A 16,442-nucleotide genomic window follows, 5' to 3' on the forward strand; every position below is an offset into this window, starting at 1 on the left:
CAACACCGTCGTCTCCGAACCCATGCCCGGCATGCCCGTCGCACCGGAGCCGCCGCGCGGCCGCTTTGGCCTGTCGCCCCTGAACCAGCGGCGCTGGCGCAACTTCAAGAAGAACCGCCGCGCGCTGTGGTCGCTGTGGATCTTCGCGGTGCTGTTCGGCCTGTCGCTGTTCGCCGAGTTTCTGGCCAACGACAAACCGATCCTGATCAGCTATCGCGGCGAATTGCGCATGCCGATCTTCACCTTCTATGCCGAAACCGACTTCGGCGGCGATTTCCGCACCGAGGCGGCCTATCGCGACCCCGAAGTGCGCTGCCTGGTCGAAACCGGCGGGTTGATCGATTGCTTCGACGACCCGGACGACCTGATCGCGGCGGCCCGCGCAGGCACCATCGAGGACCCGGAGTTTCACAAGGGCTGGATGATCTGGCCGCCCATTCCCTATAGCTACGACACCCCCGTGGACCGTCCCGGCGCCGCCCCCCTGCCCCCCAATGGCGAAAACTGGCTGGGCACTGACGACACCAAGCGCGATGTCGCGGCGCGGGTGATCTACGGCTTCCGCCTGTCGATCCTGTTCACCCTGATCGTGACGGTGGTCTCGTCGATCATCGGCATCATCGCGGGGGCGGTGCAGGGCTATTTCGGCGGCTGGGTCGATCTGGTGTTCCAGCGCATCATCGAGATCTGGGCAGCGACGCCGTCACTTTACATCATCATCATCCTCTTCGCGATCCTGGGGCGCAGTTTCTGGCTGCTGGTGGGCCTCACGGTGCTGTTCGGCTGGGTGGCGCTGGTGGGCGTGGTGCGCGCCGAATTCCTGCGCGCGCGCAACCTTGAATACGTGCGCGCGGCCAAGGCGCTCGGCGTATCCAACGGCAAGATCATGTTCCGCCACATGTTGCCCAACGCCATGGTCGCGACCGTGACCATGCTGCCCTTCATCGTCACCGGCACCATCTCGACACTTGCCAGCCTCGACTTTCTGGGCTTTGGCCTGCCGTCATCGGCACCGTCCCTGGGCGAGCTGACGCTTCAGGCCAAGCAGAACTTGCAAGCGCCATGGCTGGGATTTTCGGCCTTCACCGTCTTTGCCGTGATGCTGTCGCTGCTGGTGTTCATATTCGAGGGCGTGCGCGACGCGTTCGACCCGCGAAAGACCTTTTCATGAGCAACATCCTTGAAGTCCGCAACCTGTCCGTGTCCTTTCGCCAGGACGGGGCCGAGACGCAGGCGGTGCGAGGCGTGTCCTTCGACATCGCGCGCGGGGAAACCGTGGCGCTGGTGGGCGAATCCGGGTCGGGCAAGTCGGTGACCGCGCTGTCGACCGTGCAACTGCTGGGGTCGGCGGCGATTGTCAGCGGCTCGGTCCGCTATGACAACCAGGAGATGATTGGTGCCTGCGAAACACTGTTGCGCAAGGTGCGCGGCAATGACATCTCGTTCATTTTCCAGGAACCGATGACGTCGCTCAACCCGCTGCACACGCTTGAGAAACAGCTGTCGGAAAGCATCGCGCTGCATCAGGGTCTGGTGGGCGAAGCCGCCCGCGCGCGCATCCTCGATTTGCTGAACCGCGTCGGCATTCGCGATCCTGAAAGTCGGCTCGGGGCCTATCCGCACCAGCTTTCCGGCGGGCAGCGGCAGCGTGTGATGATCGCCATGGCGCTGGCCAACGGCCCCGAACTGCTGATCGCGGACGAACCGACGACCGCGCTCGACGTGACGATCCAGGCGCAGATCCTCGAATTGCTGGCCGTGCTCAAGCGCGCCGAAGGCCTGAGCATGCTGTTTATCACCCATGACCTCGGCATCGTGCGCCGCATCGCCGACCGGGTTTGCGTGATGCAGCACGGCGAAATCGTCGAAACCGGCCCTACGGCCGAGATTTTCGCCAACCCGCAGCACCCCTATACGCAGATGCTGCTGTCGGCGGAATCCACGGGCACGCCGGATCCGGTGCGCGCCGACGCCGAGGAAATCGCGCGGACCGACAACCTCAGGATCTGGTTTCCGATCCACAAGGGCCTGATGAAACGCACGACGGGCTACGTGAAGGCCGTGAACGCCGCCTCGATTTCGGTGCGGGCGGGCGAAACCGTCGGCATCGTCGGCGAATCGGGGTCGGGCAAGACCACGCTGGCGCTGGCGATCATGCGGCTGATCCAGTCCGAAGGCGGCATCACCTATCGCGGCGAGGACGTGCGCCGCTGGTCCACCAAGGAATTGCGCCGCCTGCGCTCGGAGATGCAGATCGTGTTTCAGGACCCCTACGGCTCACTCAGCCCGCGCATGACCTGCGAACAGATCATCGCCGAGGGACTGGGCGTGCATGGCGCACCGGACGGGCGCAGCCACCGCGAACTGGTCACCGAGGTGATGCAGGAGGTCGGGCTCGATCCGGCGACGATGCACCGCTATCCGCACGAGTTTTCCGGCGGCCAGCGCCAGCGTATCGCGATCGCGCGCGCCATGGTGCTGCGACCCCGGCTTCTGGTGCTGGACGAGCCGACTTCGGCGCTCGACATGACGGTACAGGTGCAGATCGTGAACCTGCTGCGCGATCTGCAACGCAAGTACGATCTGGCCTACCTGTTCATTTCGCACGATCTCAAGGTGATCCGCGCAATGAGCCACAAGGTCATCGTGATGAAACAGGGCGACGTGATCGAATACGGCAGCACCGATGCGATCTTCGACGCGCCCGAAACGGAGTACACCCGCACCCTGATGGCGGCGGCCTTTGCGCCATTGGGCTAGGGTCGCGGACGGGCGATCAGCCTGCCCCGGTCAGTCCTGGCAGCCCATCGGACGGCAAAACGCCGGACCGAGCGGCGCGATCCGGCGTTGAGATGCTGCGGGCCTGACAGGTCAGGTTCGGGGCGTCCTGGTCAGCGCATCCGGTCCTGCCGACACCGGGGAAGTGCCGTCGCGATGATCGCGCGGCCCGGATTGCCAACCGATCTCAGTCTTTCGGGGCCCGGAACCTGATCTTCTCGGGTGTGCCGGGCTTACCGGAGTTTTCTTTCGAAATTTCCGATCCGGAGCGCCGGGTCGCGACGCCGAAGCTCTGTGCAAGTATGGTCAACATGGCCGATCCTCCTTCAATTCTGTGCCTGCCATCCATATTGCCTTTATGGTGGCCATATGCGAGCCAGTAAAAATGAGCTGATGTAAGTTTGGGTTACATATGGACTGGTCCAATCTGCCGCCTTTGACTGCCTTGCGGGCCTTTTCTGCTTATGCCGAGACCGGTTCGGTGACCGCAGCCGGGCGCATGCTGAACGTAAGCCATGCCGCGATCAGCCAGCAGCTCAGGTCGCTCGAGGCGCATCTGGGTCTGCGCCTGCTCGACCGGGTCGGGCGATCCCTGTCGCTGACCTATGAAGGGCATGAACTGGCGCAGGCATTGGCCGAAGGCTTCGGCACCATCGCGCGGACCGTCGATGCGCTGACCGGGGCCGACGCGGACCGTCCGCTGCACGTCACCACCTCGCCGACCTTTGCCGCGAACTGGCTGATGCCGCGACTGGCCAACTTCAGCGAAGCGCACCCGGATGTCGATGTGATGATCGCGCCGACGCCCGCGCTGATGCCGCTGCAGCCGGGTGGTGTCGATGTGGCGATCCGCTATGGCGAGGGGCCATGGCCCGGCCTGGAATCGCGCGAACTCATCCGGTCGCCGATCACCGTGGTTGCCGCACCGAAGCTTGTCGGGACCGGTGATCTGCCCGCGCTGTCCGAACTCACGCGGTTTCCCTGGATACAGGAACTGGGCAACACCGAGGCCACGGCGGCGCTGGTCCACCGCGGCGTCGAGGGTGCGCGGATCAAGGGCATCGTCGCCCCCGGCAACCTGATGCTGGACGGGGCGCGCAACGGTCAGGGCATCGCGGTATCGACCCGCATCGCCGTCGAGGAGGACCTGCGCGCCGGCCGCCTGCGCCTGATCTACGAGGAAAGACCGAACGCGGGCTATCACGTCGTGACCCTGCCGGGCACGCATCGCCCGCCGCTCAAGGCCTTCCTGCGCTGGATTCATCGAGAGGCGAAATCGAACGCGCCGAAGGAATGATCCTTCGGCGCGTCTGCAGAGGTCGCACGAGGTTTGTTGCGCGGGCTCAGCTGGGTCCGATCGGGGTGCAGTCGACCTGTCGCGCGGCCAGGCGCTGACAGGCAAGCGCGGCGGTTTCCTGGGTCAGCCCCATGAAATTGGCGTCAAAGCCGTTGCCGCGGTTGATGACCTTGCGCAGGCTGCCATCCAGCGTGGCCATCTCCTGCAATGCGGTCTTGAGAAGCACCCGTTCCGCCGAATAGCGGCTTGGATAGGTGCCGACATTGATGCCCCAGTGCCGCCCGCCCGATGTCGAGATGCGGCTGACCACTTCACGTGGCGCGGCAACGACGGCGGGGGTCGGGGACGGCGTCGCGGCATCCGAGGTATCCAGCGAAGCCAGCACCACCGCTGCCGGGCGCGGCTTCGGTGCCAGCGACACCGTGGGGGCCACGGCGCTCGCGGCCAGCACGGCGGCGGCAACCGCATCCGGCTCAAGCTCCGGGATCTCGGTCATCGCGGCGACCTCGACCTCGGTCGCGACAGCTGCGACAGGCGCAACAGGCGCAGGCGCGGGCGCCGGGTCTTCCTGTGCGACCATCGCCAGCGCGACGGCCTCGTCCACGAGGCTCTGGATGTCGTCGCCGACCTCGGCCACGAGCAGCGGCGCGGGCTCTTCCACGGGCCGGGTCTGGGGCCGCAGGCTGCGTGTCACCGATGCCGCGGCCACGCGAATGGACTTGCCGCGATGGCCGGGGCTTGGATCGGCGGTCTCGGCCACCATGACACCGCCGCCGACCTTGCCCATGTAAGGCGGCCTGCCGGGCGGATTGAAGGCGACCCGTGTCGGGGCCTTGCCGAACCCGAGATCGAGCAGCTTCTCGACCTGCGCGTTGCGTGTCGCGGTCGACCGCCCGCCAAACACCGTGGCGATCACACGTTCGCCGCCGCGTTCGGCCGATGCCACCAGGTTGAAGCCTGCCGCGCGGGTGTATCCGGTCTTGATCCCGTCGGCACCGGCATAGCTATTCAGCAGGCGGCGATTGGTGTGGGACACGGTGCGCACGCCTGCATCGGCCGAAATACGGCTGAACAGGTTGTAGTATTCGGGGTAATCATACAGCACGTGCCGCCCGAGGATCGTCATGTCGCGCGCGGTGGAAAGATGCCCGCTTTCGGTCAACCCGTGCGCGTTCTTGAAGTTGGTGCGCGTCATGCCCAGCGCCTTGGCGGTGCGGTTCATGCGCCGCGCGAATGCCGCCTCGGAGCCTTCGATCGCTTCGCCGATGGCGGTGGCCGCATCGTTTGCGGATTTGACCGCCGCGGCCCGCACCAGGTAGCGCAACGCGATCTTCTGGCCCGCCCGGAGCCCCAGTTTCGACGGCGGCTCGGCTGCGGAATTGCGCGAGATGCTCACCAGCGTATCCATCGACAATTCGCCGTTCTCGACCGCCTCGAAAGCGATATAGAGCGTCATCATCTTGGTCAGCGACGCGGGATGCAATCGGGTGTCTGCGTTCTCGGAATAGTAGACCTTTCCGGTGCGCGCATCCATCACCATGCCCGCATAGGGCGCGGCGACGGCGCTTAATGGAAGAAGCACCAGAAACCAGAACGCGGTGAAAAAATACAGGCCTGAATGGCCCGCCTGCCTGTGCGGTACCTTCACGGTTTTATGCCTTCTCTGCCTCGTTGCCCCCCGATTTTTCGGGTGAGCCATTTTTTGGCTTAACGCCTTGTTATGAAATCAGGCTAGCACATGAATGCCGTGTCGCAAAGGCTTCATAACGCTCTGTTATTTGCTTTTTGCACGCGGCGTGACGCAATATCTAGATGCCCGGGACACCGCACCCACAACTGGCTGGGATTGTGGCGGGAATGTGGCGGGGATAAGGCGCCCGAAAGGCAGCGCTTTCAGCCGATTCCGGCGATGAGTCCCGGCAGGAACGACAGGTCCGCCACTTCGGCGAAGCGGGGATGATCGGGGGCCTCCGCCGCCTCGAGGTCCCAGGCGTGGTCGTGCGGCACGTAGACCCCCCAGCTGCCCGCCTCGATGGCGGGACGCACATCGGATTTCATCGAATTGCCGACCATCATCGTGCCGGCCGCCCCGCCGGGCACCTGCGCGAACAGCCGCGCGTAGACCTCGGGCGTCTTGTCCGAGACGACCTCGACCGCGTCGAACATCTCGCCCAGCCCCGACTGCGCCACCTTGCGTTCCTGGTGCAGCAGGTCGCCCTTGGTCACGATCATGACGAAATGCGACTGCGCCAGCGCGGACAAGGTCGCCTCCACATGCGGCAGCAGTTCGACCGGATGGGCCAGCATCTCGCGACCGGCTTCCATGATCTCGCGGATGACGTGGCCCGGTGCCTTGTGGTCGGTCACCTCGAGGGCGGTTTCGATCATCGACAGGGTGAAGCCCTTGACGCCGAATCCATAATGGCCAAGGTTGCGCCGTTCCGCTGCCAGCAGACGTCGGTCAAGGTCGTGCGGATCGGCATAGTCCCGCAGAAGCGTTGCGAAATGCGCCTGGGTGAGCTTGAAGAACCGCTCGTTGTGCCAAAGCGTATCGTCCGCATCGAAGGCAATTGTCCGGAGATTCCGCATGTCTCTTACATTCCCCGCCCAGAGGGGCCTTTTTTTAACCGAAGCTCGGGTTATATACTTCACCGACGCAACCGAGCAATCGAACACGGCAACCCGCCCCTTATGATGACATTATCGAACAGCGCGCAGCCGATGGCCCAGGCCGTTCGCCCGCCCGGACAGGGCGACGACGACACCGGCGTGGTGGTCGAGACCAAGACCCGCACGAAACGTCCGCCGCTTTACAAGGTCATGCTGCTGAACGACGACTACACGCCGATGGAATTCGTGGTGCATGTTCTGGAACGGTTCTTCGGCCTGAACCACGCGCAGGCCTTCGAGATCATGCTGACGGTGCACAAGAAGGGCCTCGCCGTCGTGGGCGTCTTCAGCCACGAGATCGCCGAGACCAAGGTCGGTCAGGTCATGGACTTTGCCCGCCGCCATCAGCACCCCCTGCAATGCACGATGGAGAAAGAGTGAGGCGCAGCGCGCCCCGCCTTTCCGGGACCCCCACATGAGCACCGCACGCCTGACCCACGCCATCTCCAATGGCGACGTCACCCTGCCCGGGACCGGACGCATCGCGCTGTTCAACCCCTCCGCCGATGTCGACCTCTCGGCCCTGCCGCTTTCGCGTTGCCACGCCATCCAGCGGCACTATCCGGACCATGAAGCACTGGTCGCGCGCGGCATCGCCGCCAGCACCGCCGCCGAGGGCGATTACGCCGCCGCCGTCGTCTTCTTGCCCCGCGCCCGGGCCGAGGCCGAAGGGCTGGTGGCCGAAGCCGAGGCGGTGGTCGGCACCGGGACGGTGATCGTCGACGGCGCCAAGACAGACGGCATCGAGACGATGCTGAAGTCGCTGCGCCGACGGGTCACGCTGACCGCCAATGTCGCAAAAGCGCATGGCAAATGCCTGGCCTTCATGGCCGAGGGTGCCTTTGCCGACTGGCGCGTGACCGGACCCACCCGCAATTCCGACGGATATCTGACCCTGCCCGGTGTGTTTTCCGCCGATGGCATCGACCCGGCCTCGCGGCTTCTGGCGGATGCGCTGCCTGCGGACCTGTCGGGACGGGGTGCCGATCTCGGGGCCGGGTGGGGGTACCTCGCGGCCCGCCTTCTGTCTCGGGACGACATCACCGCGCTGCATCTGGTCGAGGCGGATCACGACGCGCTGAGGTGCGCGCGCGCCAATGTCACCGATCCGCGCGCGGCCTTCCACTGGGACGATGCGCGCGACTGGAAACCGGACACGGCGCTCGATTTCATCGTGACCAACCCGCCCTTTCACACCGGGCGCACCGCCGACCCCGGGCTCGGCCGCGCCTTTCTGGCGAATGCCGCGCGCATTCTGGCGCCGTCGGGGCGGCTTTTCGTCGTCGCCAACCGGCAATTGCCCTATGAAGAGACGCTGACCACCCATTTCGGCAAGGTCTCGGAATTTGCCGGTGACGGGCGCTTCAAGGTGCTCTTGGCGCAACGTCCGTCTCGAACCCGCCGCTAAGCTGGTCTAGGGTCGCCGAACCGACACCCGAGGAGGCACGGGCATGAGTTTTTCCATCGAGGGCAAGACCGCCATCGTCACCGGCGCGGCAAACGGCGTCGGGCTGGCCATCGCCCGGCATTTCGCGGCGCGCGGAGCCAACGTGATGTTCGCCGATATCGACGAGACGCGGCTGAGCAAGGAAGTGGGCGACACCGAACAAAGCGACACCATGCGCTACTTCGCAGGCGACCTGCGCGAGAAGCTGACGCTGGCGAACCTGCTGTCGGCGACGCTTGACGCCTTCGACCGGGTGGACATCCTGATCAACGGTTCGCGCCAGATGATCGAAACCGATCCCCTGTCCATGGACGACGAATCGGTTGAGATCCTGCTGAACCAGAACCTGATGACGGCGATGCGGCTGTCGCAACTGGTGGCCCGCCGCATGATCAAGCAGGGCAAGAAACAGGAAACCGGGCAGATCGGCGCGATCGTCAATCTGTCCTCCATCGCCGCGCGGCGCACCCACCCGCAACTGATGGGCTATTCGGTGTCCTGCGCGGCACTGGACCAGATGACCCGCTCGATGGCGGTGGCCCTCGCCCCCGATCGCATCCGGGTGAACGCGGTGGCCTTCGGATCGGTGATGTCCTCAAGCCTGAAGGACTCGCTCAAGGAACACAGCGAATATCGCGGCAACATCGAGGACCACACGCCGCTGGGCCGGATCGCCGCCCCCGAGGAATTGTCAGAGGCGGTGCAGTTCCTGTGTTCGGACTCCGCAAAGTTCCTGACCGGTCAGATCATGACCATCGACGGTGGGCGCACCCTGCTCGACCCGGTGACCGCACCGGCGCATTGACGCGGACCGCGGGGCTTGCGGCGCGTTCCGCCGCTTGGCAATAGAGACCCCGGAAGGAGAGCTGCCATGACCGACGAGCTGACGGAAGAACGCGCCCGCGCGGCGGCCTGGTTCCGCCAATTGCGCGATCAGATCGTGGCGGCCTTCGAGGCGCTGGAACGGTCGCATTCCGACGGGCCTTTCGCGGATGCCGCACCGGGCAGCTTTGAGGTCACCGAAACCAGGCGCGCCTCGGATGACGGCTCGGACGCGGGCGGCGGGCTGATGAGCGTGATGCGCGGCGGTCGGGTCTTCGAGAAGGTCGGTGTGAACATCTCCGAGGTGTTCGGCACCCTGGGCGACCGCGCCCAGGCCGCGATGGCCGCGCGCAAGGGCATCCCGGGCATGCAGGACGACCCGCGCTTCTGGGCATCCGGGATCAGCCTGGTGGCGCATATGCAAAACCCCCATGTGCCTGCGGTCCACATGAACACGCGGATGTTCTGGACGCCCCACGCCTGGTGGTTCGGCGGCGGCTCTGACCTCAACCCGTGCATCGAGTACCCAGAGGACACCGCGCATTTCCATGCCCAGCAGAAAGCCCATCTCGATCCACATGGCGATGACCTATATCCGCGCCTGAAGAAATGGGCGGACACGTACTTCTATATCCCCCACCGCAAACGCGGCCGCGGCGTCGGCGGCATTTTCATGGACGATCACTGCACCGGAAACTGGTCCGACGATTTCCGCCTGACGCAGGACATCGGCCGCGCCTTCGTGCCCGCCTATGTGCCGCTGGTCGAAGCCCGCCGGACACAGCCTTTCGACGCGGCCGAGAAAGACGCACAGCTTGTCCATCGCGGGCTCTATGCGGAATACAACCTTGTCTATGACCGCGGCACGAAGTTCGGCCTCGAGACCGGACATGATGCCAATGCCGTGCTGATGTCGCTGCCGCCCATGGCGAAGTGGGTTTGACGGATCGGACCTTCGCCAGTTGGCACGGTCCGGAGTGCGTATTTGTCAAAATGGAAAGGCATCAGGACTGCGCGCCGTTCGCTGGCTTTCCATTTTCGAAATACGCAACGCGGCGATGGCCACTCAGATCTCTCGCCAGGCACCGGGCGCGAGACCCGCAAGCGACCAGTCCCCGACCTGCCACCGCACCAGCCGCAGACAGGGCAGATTCACCGCCGCGCACATGCGCCGCACCTGCCGATTGCGTCCCTCGGTCAGGGTGATCTCGAGCCAGGCATCGGGCACGGACTTGCGGAACCGCACCGGCGGGTCGCGCGCCCACAGATCGGGCGGCGCGATGATACGGGCTTTGGCGGGCCGTGTGGGGCCATCCTTCAAGACGACACCGTGGCACAGCGCCGAGATCTGCTCTGGCAAGGGGGTCCCTTCGACCTGCGCCAGATAGGTTTTCGGCCGCTTGAAATCCGGGTGCGCGATCTGCGCCTGCAACTTGCCGTCGTTTGTCAGAACCAACAGTCCCTCGCTGTCGCGATCGAGGCGACCCGCGGGATAGACGTCCTGCACCTCGATGAAGTCCGACAAGGTCGCGCGGTCCGATCCCCGGGTGCCCTTGTCGGTGAATTGCGACAGGCACCCGAAGGGCTTGTTGAACAGGATCAGGCGACGACGCGCGGGGCGCGGGCGACGGGGTGCGCGGGGATGCGGGGTCATCGAGCCGAGCGCTTCGCGGCGAAGAAAGCGCGGAGAAGCCCTTCTGCCTCGGCACCGCCGATTCCGTCATAAATCTCGGGCACGTGATGGCATTGCGGATGCGCGAAAACCCGGGCGCCGTGTGCCGTGCCACCGGATTTCGGATCGGCGGCAGCGTAGTACAGCCGCGCGATCCGGGCGTGTCCGATGGCTCCGGCGCACATCGCGCAGGGCTCCAGCGTGACGTAGAGATCGCAGCCCGTCAGCCGCTCTTGCCCCAGCGCGGCAGAGGCCGCGCGCAGGGCCAGCATCTCCGCGTGTGCCGTGGCATCGCGAAGCTCGCGTGTGCGGTTGCCTGCCCGTGCCAGCACTGTGCCGCCCGCGTCCACCACGACCGCGCCCACGGGCACTTCGCCACGGGCCGCGGCGGCGCGGGCTTCCTCGAGCGCGGTTTCCATGTGGCTGCGGAATGGCATGCCGCGTTTCTAGCGCGATGCGGCGGCGATGGACAGGGCGCGCGGGCCGGGTTAGAGCGATCCCATGACCGACAGCACACCCCCCGGAGACCGCATCGCCAAGGTGCTTGCGCGTGCAGGCGTCGCCTCAAGGCGCGTGGCCGAGCGCATGATCATCGAAGGTCGCATCGCGGTGAACGGAGTGGTGATCGACCGCGCGGCGCTGAACGTCACCGACAAGGACAGGATCACCGTCGACGGCAAGCCACTGGATGCGCCCGAGCCCGCGCGACTCTGGCTTTATCACAAGCCGACCGGACTGGTGACCACCGCCAGGGACGAACAGGGGCGCGCGACGATCTTCGACGACCTGCCCGAGGATCTGCCCCGGGTGATGTCGGTGGGGCGACTTGACCTGAACTCCGAAGGGTTGCTGCTGCTGACCAACGATGGCGGGGTCAAGCGCAAGCTTGAACTGCCCTCGACCGGCTGGCTGCGGCGCTACCGTGTGCGCGTCAACGGCAGGCCGACGGACGCCACATTCGACCCCCTGCGCAAGGGCTTGACCATCGACGGTCAGCGCTTTCAGCCGATGATCGTGACGCTCGATCGGCAGCAGGGTGCCAATGCCTGGGTGACCATCGGACTGCGCGAGGGCAAGAATCGCGAGGTGCGCCGCGCGATGGAGGATATCGGGCTCAAGGTGAACCGGTTGATCCGAATCTCCTACGGGCCCTTCCAGCTGGGGCAGCTCAAGCCCGGCGCGGTCGAAGAGATCCGCCCGCGCGTGTTGCGCGACCAGTTGGGCCTGGACGCGGACAAACCCAAGGACCCGCAACCGAAAAAGCCGCTGGTCCGGCGTGCACGGCGATCCGCCCCGAGGCGCTAATCCGCGTTAACCAAGCGGGAAAAGTTCCAACTTATTCCTGCCTTGTGCCCCGATTTCGCCCGGATTCGCGGTGAGTTTGGGCGCATGTTGTTTTCCTTGCTCACAATCGCCGTGATCGGCGTGTCGGTCGTCGTGATCACCAAGAATTTCCGCATGATCGCGGCGGATACGATGACGTCGTTGCGCACCAGCCTCGGGCAGGTCTTCGCCAACGGGCGGGCGCTGTCGAACGCGGCGTTCGGGCTTTTGTGGCTTTTGTTCTTCGGCTTGTGTTTCGCGTGAGGCAGTCATGACCTATGCACCGGATTCCCCGTCCTCCAAGCTTGCTCGGGCGACCGCGCGGGACGGTCTGCCGCTGTTGTTGCTGGCGGCCTTCCCGTTGATGTTCTGGCTCTTTCTGGGGTCGGTCAGCGCGGCCATCGCGGCGCTGCTGCACTTTGCGCTGATCGCGCTCGGGCTGGCGCTGATTGGCGCCGGGCGCGGGGTCGAGATCCGCTATCACGCCGCCCGCGCCGCACGCCGCCCCAAGCTGCCGCGCAAGTTGCTGGGAGCCGGGGTTCTGGGCCTTTCGGCACTGCTTCTGGCGGCCAACCATTTTACCACCTGGAACATGCCGCTTCTGTGCGGTGCGCTGGCCTTCGGGCTTGCGGTTGCGGCCTTCGGCACCGATCCCATGCGGGACAAGGGCTTTGACGATCCGCAGGTCCTTGCGGAGCATGCGGCGCAGCGCACATTGACGAAAACCGAGGCCGCAATGGACCGACTGGTCTGCCGCGTCGCCGAATTGCAAGAGCCGGATCTGACATTGCGCGCCGAGGCCGTCCGCTCGGCGATCCTGCGGCTGGTGCGCGCACATGTGTCGCATCCGCCCGATTTCGCTGCCTTCGAACGCCCCCTCGCGACCTTCATTTCGCTGGCCGAGCGGGAAGTCGCAGAGCTTGAGACCCAGTGGCAAACGGACAGCCATCACGCGGCGCGGCGGTTCGCCCGCCGGATCGCGGCGCTGTCCGACGGATTCGAAACACGCGCCCGCAAACGGCGCACCAAGACCGATTGTGACGCCTTCGCACTCGAGGCCGACCTGCTGCTCGACCGGATGCGCGAGAACAGGGCAAGCTGACCGGCGATCGGGCGACTTTCTTGCTTTGCATCTGGTAACTGACCCCACTTTTTCCTAAGTTTTACGTCTGTTCTTGGGAAAAGGGGCGCACATGGCCGGAACCGGTCTGCAAAAGATTGCCTTCACGCTGCTTATCGTCCTGCAACTCGGCGTCGCCGCTGGCGTGCTCGGGGGGCTGTAGGCCGATGGCACAGCGATTCGGCGGGCGCTTCAGCCCGAATGGCAGCGAAGATCCAACAGAACCCGGTGTCGACACGCGCGATGCGCCGCCCGCGTATCACGGCGCGCGGGTCAATCCGGTAGGCGCACGCGCCAACGTGATGTTCCTGCCGCCGCTGGTGCTGGCGGTGTTCGCGCTCGGAGCCGGTGCAACCGGTCTGTTGACCGGACTGGTCGGTGCCGGTGCCTGGGTGCTGGGCGCGGTCATGCTGCGCGAGGGCCTGAAGGCCGAGGCGGCTTACAATGAACGCAAGATCGCGCGCCGCCCTGCCCTTCCGCGCAAGATCGCGGCGGCCCTTCTTGCGGGCGTCGGCACCGGGCTGGCGACCGTGACCCATGGCGGCGGCGTGTTCGAGGCCGCGCTGTTCGCGGTTGCGGGTGGCGGGCTGCACGTGGCGGCCTTCGGGATCGATCCGCTCAACGCCAAGGGGCTCGAGCATGTGGACGCCTTCCAGCAGGACCGCGTCGCCCGCGTCGTCGACGAGGCCGAGGACTATCTGTCCGACATGGGCGAGGCGGCCCGCCGCGCCGGCGACCGGGGCGTCGAAGCCCGGGTCGAGCGGTTCCAGATCACCGCGCGCAATCTGATCCGGACGGTCGAGGAAGACCCCCGCGACCTGACCGCCGCGCGCAAGTACCTTGGCGTCTACCTGATGGGCGCACGCGACGCCGCGCGCATCTTCGCGGACATCTACGGACGCAATCGCGACGCCCGGGCCAAGGCCGATTTCGTGGCACTTCTGGACGATCTGGAGACCTCGTTCGGACAGAAGACCGAAACACTCATGCTCGACACCAACAGCGATCTCAAGATCGAGATCGACGTATTGCGCGACCGGCTGAAACGCGAGGGCGTAACCCTCAGCCGGTCATCGGACTAGTTTGAAACAAGGAAAAAATTCAATGTCGGAACAGGTGCGCACCAAGGCCGCAGAAGACACCGCGAACGTGCAGGAACTCAACGAGAACACGCTGCCGATGCCAAAACCCGCCGAGGACCTGGTCGCGCTTGAGGCGGCGGATGCCCCGGTGGCCGAGGAGATTCGCACCCGGATGGACGAGATCGACATGGAGGACACCAACTCCATCGTCACGTTCGGCTCGGGCGCGCAGGCGGAATTGCAGGAAATCAGCCAGGCGATGCTGCAGGGCGTGCGGAACAAGGACGTCGGACCGGCGGGCGATTCCCTGCGCGGGATCGTCACCACCATCCGCGGGTTTTCCGTCTCCGAGCTTGATGTGCGCCGCGAACGGGCGTGGTGGGAAAAGCTCTTGGGCCGGGCGGCGCCCTTCGCCAAATTCACCGCCCGCTTCGAGGAGGTGCAGGGCCAGATCGACCGCATCACCGACGAGCTTCTCAAGCACGAGCATGTGCTGATGAAGGACATCAAGTCGCTCGACATGCTGTATGACAAGACGCTGCAGTTTTACGACGAACTGGCGCTTTACATCGCGGCGGGCGAGGCCAAGCTGGCGGAACTCGATGGCAAGCACATCCCGGCCAAGGAAGCCGAGGTCAGCGCCGCGCCCGAGGCCGATCAGGTGATGAAGGCGCAGGAATTGCGCGACCTGCGCGCCGCCCGCGACGACCTGGAACGCCGGGTACACGACCTGAAGCTGACCCGCCAGGTGACGATGCAGTCGCTGCCCTCGATCCGGCTGGTGCAGGAGAACGACAAGTCGCTGGTGACCAAGATCAACTCGACCCTGGTGAACACCGTGCCGCTCTGGGAGACGCAGCTGGCGCAGGCGGTGACGATCCAGCGCTCGACCGAAGCTGCCGCGGCGGTGCGCGAAGCCAATGACCTGACCAACGAATTGCTCACATCCAACGCCGAGAACCTGCGCGCCTCGAACACGATCGTGCGCGAGGAAATGGAGCGCGGCGTGTTCGACATCGAAGCGGTCAAGAAGGCCAATGCGGACCTGATCGGCACGATCCAGGAAAGCCTGCAGATCGCCGACGAGGGCAAGGCCCGCCGCAAGGCCGCCGAGGAAGAGATGAAGAAGATGGAGGCGGAACTGCGCGATACGCTGGCCTCGGCCAAGGCCCGTCGCGACGGGACCGGCGACAATGCCGGTACTGCGGTTCCGGCGGCCTGAGTGCCATCGGGGTGGACATCCCGGCTGGGCGCAGCGCTTCTGGCGCTGGTCCTGGCGAGCTGCACGGTCACGCAGCCCGATCCCGGCCCGCCGGGTGTGCCGCCACAGGCACGCCCGGACCGGCCCGAGCCGCCGCCGCCGCCCCCTGAACCCGTCGGCCCGTCCGCGCGCAGCCTGGAACTGGCCGCCTACTATGCCCGCGTCGAACGCGACCTCGTCGGACAGGGGCTGTTGCGCACGGATGGTGGCGGCGCCGACACGCCGCTCACCGACACCCAGCTTGCCCGCAACTTCGAGCGCATCGCGCTGACCGAGGAATACCGCCGGGGGGCCGGGCTGCAGGCGTCGGCCGGCGATCTCGGGCCGGTCAAGAAGTGGACCCAGCCGGTGCGTGTGCAGGCCGAATTCGGCGCGTCTGTCAGCGAAGACCAACGCAATCGCGAACGCGCCGAGTTGCGCCGCTACGTGACCCGCCTTGCCCGGATCACCGGGCATCCGATCTCGATGAGCAACAACAATCCCAACTTCCACGTGCTTTTCATGTCCGAAGATGACAGCGCGGACCTTGCCCCGCGGATCAAGGCGATCGTGCCCGAGATCGATGCCGCGTCGCTGACGGTCTTCAAACAGCTGCCGCGCGCCATTCACTGTCTGGTCATCGCCTTCGCGGACGATCAGGGCGGCTATGCCTACGGCCAGGCGATCGCCGTCATCCGGGCCGAGCATCCGAGCCTGCTGATGAAATCCTGCATCCACGAGGAAGTGGCCCAGGGTCTCGGCCTTGCCAATGACAGCCCCAACGCACGCCCGTCGATCTTCAACGACGACGACGAGTTCGCGCTGCTGACCAGGCAGGACGAGTTGCTGCTGAAAATCCTCTATGACCCGGCGCTGACACCCGGCATGACCGCCGCTGCGGCCCGTCCCATCATCCGTCGCCTTGCGACAGAGCTGACCGGCGAAGCCATCGCCAGCGTCGGCCCGTCGTGATCCGCCAGACCTTCACGGA

At 65.6% G+C, this 16,442-nt stretch carries 18 protein-coding genes; 13 read left to right on the top strand and 5 right to left on the bottom strand.

Translation table 11 applies throughout. From position 1 onward, the window contains the following. Nucleotides 1-31: 31 nt before the first annotated feature. Nucleotides 32-1,171, top strand: coding sequence for an ABC transporter permease (locus ACXYMN_RS13425; RefSeq protein ID WP_459014457.1), 1,140 nt, complete (start codon nt 32-34; stop codon nt 1,169-1,171). Then, the gene (locus ACXYMN_RS13430) at nt 1,168-2,760 is read left to right on the top strand and encodes an ABC transporter ATP-binding protein (protein WP_459014223.1); all 1,593 of its coding nucleotides are present in this window, start codon (nt 1,168-1,170) and stop codon (nt 2,758-2,760) included. The genes ACXYMN_RS13425 and ACXYMN_RS13430 overlap by 4 nt, the downstream gene beginning before the upstream one ends. 205 nt (nt 2,761-2,965) lie before the next feature. On the opposite strand, the gene ACXYMN_RS13435 is transcribed toward ACXYMN_RS13430, so the two are convergent. Continuing rightward, entirely contained in the window at nt 2,966-3,091 is a 126-nt protein-coding gene (locus ACXYMN_RS13435) for a hypothetical protein (protein ID WP_459014224.1), read from the bottom strand. A 99-nt stretch (nt 3,092-3,190) separates the two neighbouring features. On the opposite strand from ACXYMN_RS13435, the gene ACXYMN_RS13440 reads away from it, so the two are divergent. Continuing rightward, on the top strand, nt 3,191-4,075 hold the full coding sequence (locus ACXYMN_RS13440; RefSeq protein ID WP_459014225.1) for a LysR family transcriptional regulator: 885 nt from the start codon (nt 3,191-3,193) through the stop codon (nt 4,073-4,075). Between the two features lie 46 nt (nt 4,076-4,121). Here ACXYMN_RS13440 and ACXYMN_RS13445 read toward each other — a convergent pair whose 3' ends face one another. Together ACXYMN_RS13445 and ACXYMN_RS13450 are read right to left on the bottom strand one after the other, a co-directional pair. Then, nucleotides 4,122-5,723 carry a D-alanyl-D-alanine carboxypeptidase family protein gene (locus ACXYMN_RS13445; RefSeq protein WP_459014226.1) on the bottom strand — a complete coding sequence of 534 codons (1,602 nt, stop codon included), beginning with the start codon at nt 5,721-5,723 and terminating at the stop codon, nt 4,122-4,124. Nucleotides 5,724-5,968: 245 nt separating this feature from the next. Then, nucleotides 5,969-6,664 carry an HAD family hydrolase gene (locus ACXYMN_RS13450; RefSeq protein WP_459014227.1) on the bottom strand — a complete coding sequence of 232 codons (696 nt, stop codon included), beginning with the start codon at nt 6,662-6,664 and terminating at the stop codon, nt 5,969-5,971. A gap of 132 nt (nt 6,665-6,796) precedes the next feature. Between ACXYMN_RS13450 and clpS the strand changes: the two genes are divergently transcribed. From clpS to hemF, 4 genes are all read left to right on the top strand, one after another. Then, a complete protein-coding gene (gene clpS / locus ACXYMN_RS13455; protein ID WP_459014228.1) occupies nt 6,797-7,126 on the top strand; it encodes an ATP-dependent Clp protease adapter ClpS in 330 nt (109 codons plus the stop codon). A 34-nt stretch (nt 7,127-7,160) separates the two neighbouring features. Next, complete coding sequence (locus tag ACXYMN_RS13460; protein ID WP_459014229.1) at nt 7,161-8,153, top strand: methyltransferase; 993 nt, start codon at nt 7,161-7,163, stop codon at nt 8,151-8,153. A gap of 43 nt (nt 8,154-8,196) precedes the next feature. Further along, nucleotides 8,197-8,997: an SDR family NAD(P)-dependent oxidoreductase gene (locus ACXYMN_RS13465; protein WP_459014230.1), complete on the top strand. Its 801-nt coding sequence runs from the start codon at nt 8,197-8,199 to the stop codon at nt 8,995-8,997. A gap of 66 nt (nt 8,998-9,063) precedes the next feature. Further along, nucleotides 9,064-9,957, top strand: a complete 894-nt coding sequence (gene hemF / locus ACXYMN_RS13470) for an oxygen-dependent coproporphyrinogen oxidase (RefSeq protein WP_459014231.1) — start codon at nt 9,064-9,066, stop codon at nt 9,955-9,957. A 123-nt stretch (nt 9,958-10,080) separates the two neighbouring features. Here the strand turns inward: hemF and ACXYMN_RS13475 are convergent, their stop codons facing one another. Both ACXYMN_RS13475 and ACXYMN_RS13480 read right to left on the bottom strand, forming a co-directional pair. Further along, nucleotides 10,081-10,668, bottom strand: a complete 588-nt coding sequence (locus ACXYMN_RS13475) for a pseudouridine synthase (protein ID WP_459014232.1) — start codon at nt 10,666-10,668, stop codon at nt 10,081-10,083. Continuing rightward, nucleotides 10,665-11,123 (bottom strand): nucleoside deaminase, encoded by a 459-nt coding sequence (locus ACXYMN_RS13480; protein ID WP_459014233.1) that lies wholly within the window; start codon nt 11,121-11,123, stop codon nt 10,665-10,667. Before ACXYMN_RS13480 ends, ACXYMN_RS13475 begins: the two co-directional genes overlap by 4 nt. A gap of 64 nt (nt 11,124-11,187) precedes the next feature. Between ACXYMN_RS13480 and ACXYMN_RS13485 the strand changes: the two genes are divergently transcribed. The 6 genes from ACXYMN_RS13485 to ACXYMN_RS13510 all read left to right on the top strand — a co-directional run bounded on the left by ACXYMN_RS13485 (nt 11,188) and on the right by ACXYMN_RS13510 (nt 16,423). Next, nucleotides 11,188-11,991, top strand: a complete 804-nt coding sequence (locus tag ACXYMN_RS13485; RefSeq protein WP_459014234.1) for a pseudouridine synthase — start codon at nt 11,188-11,190, stop codon at nt 11,989-11,991. 84 nt (nt 11,992-12,075) lie between these two features. Further along, on the top strand, nt 12,076-12,273 hold the full coding sequence (locus tag ACXYMN_RS13490) for a hypothetical protein (RefSeq protein WP_459014235.1): 198 nt from the start codon (nt 12,076-12,078) through the stop codon (nt 12,271-12,273). Nucleotides 12,274-12,280: 7 nt separating this feature from the next. Further along, the gene (locus tag ACXYMN_RS13495) at nt 12,281-13,111 is read left to right on the top strand and encodes a hypothetical protein (RefSeq protein WP_459014236.1); all 831 of its coding nucleotides are present in this window, start codon (nt 12,281-12,283) and stop codon (nt 13,109-13,111) included. Nucleotides 13,112-13,296: 185 nt separating this feature from the next. After that, the gene (locus tag ACXYMN_RS13500; RefSeq protein WP_459014237.1) at nt 13,297-14,211 is read left to right on the top strand and encodes a 5-bromo-4-chloroindolyl phosphate hydrolysis family protein; all 915 of its coding nucleotides are present in this window, start codon (nt 13,297-13,299) and stop codon (nt 14,209-14,211) included. 22 nt (nt 14,212-14,233) lie between these two features. Then, nucleotides 14,234-15,433, top strand: a complete 1,200-nt coding sequence (locus ACXYMN_RS13505) for a toxic anion resistance protein (protein ID WP_459014238.1) — start codon at nt 14,234-14,236, stop codon at nt 15,431-15,433. Beyond that, on the top strand, nt 15,434-16,423 hold the full coding sequence (locus tag ACXYMN_RS13510; RefSeq protein WP_459014239.1) for a DUF2927 domain-containing protein: 990 nt from the start codon (nt 15,434-15,436) through the stop codon (nt 16,421-16,423). The last annotated feature ends 19 nt before the right edge of the window (nt 16,424-16,442 follow it).

The sequence above is a fragment of the Roseivivax sp. CAU 1753 genome (assembly GCF_054482575.1).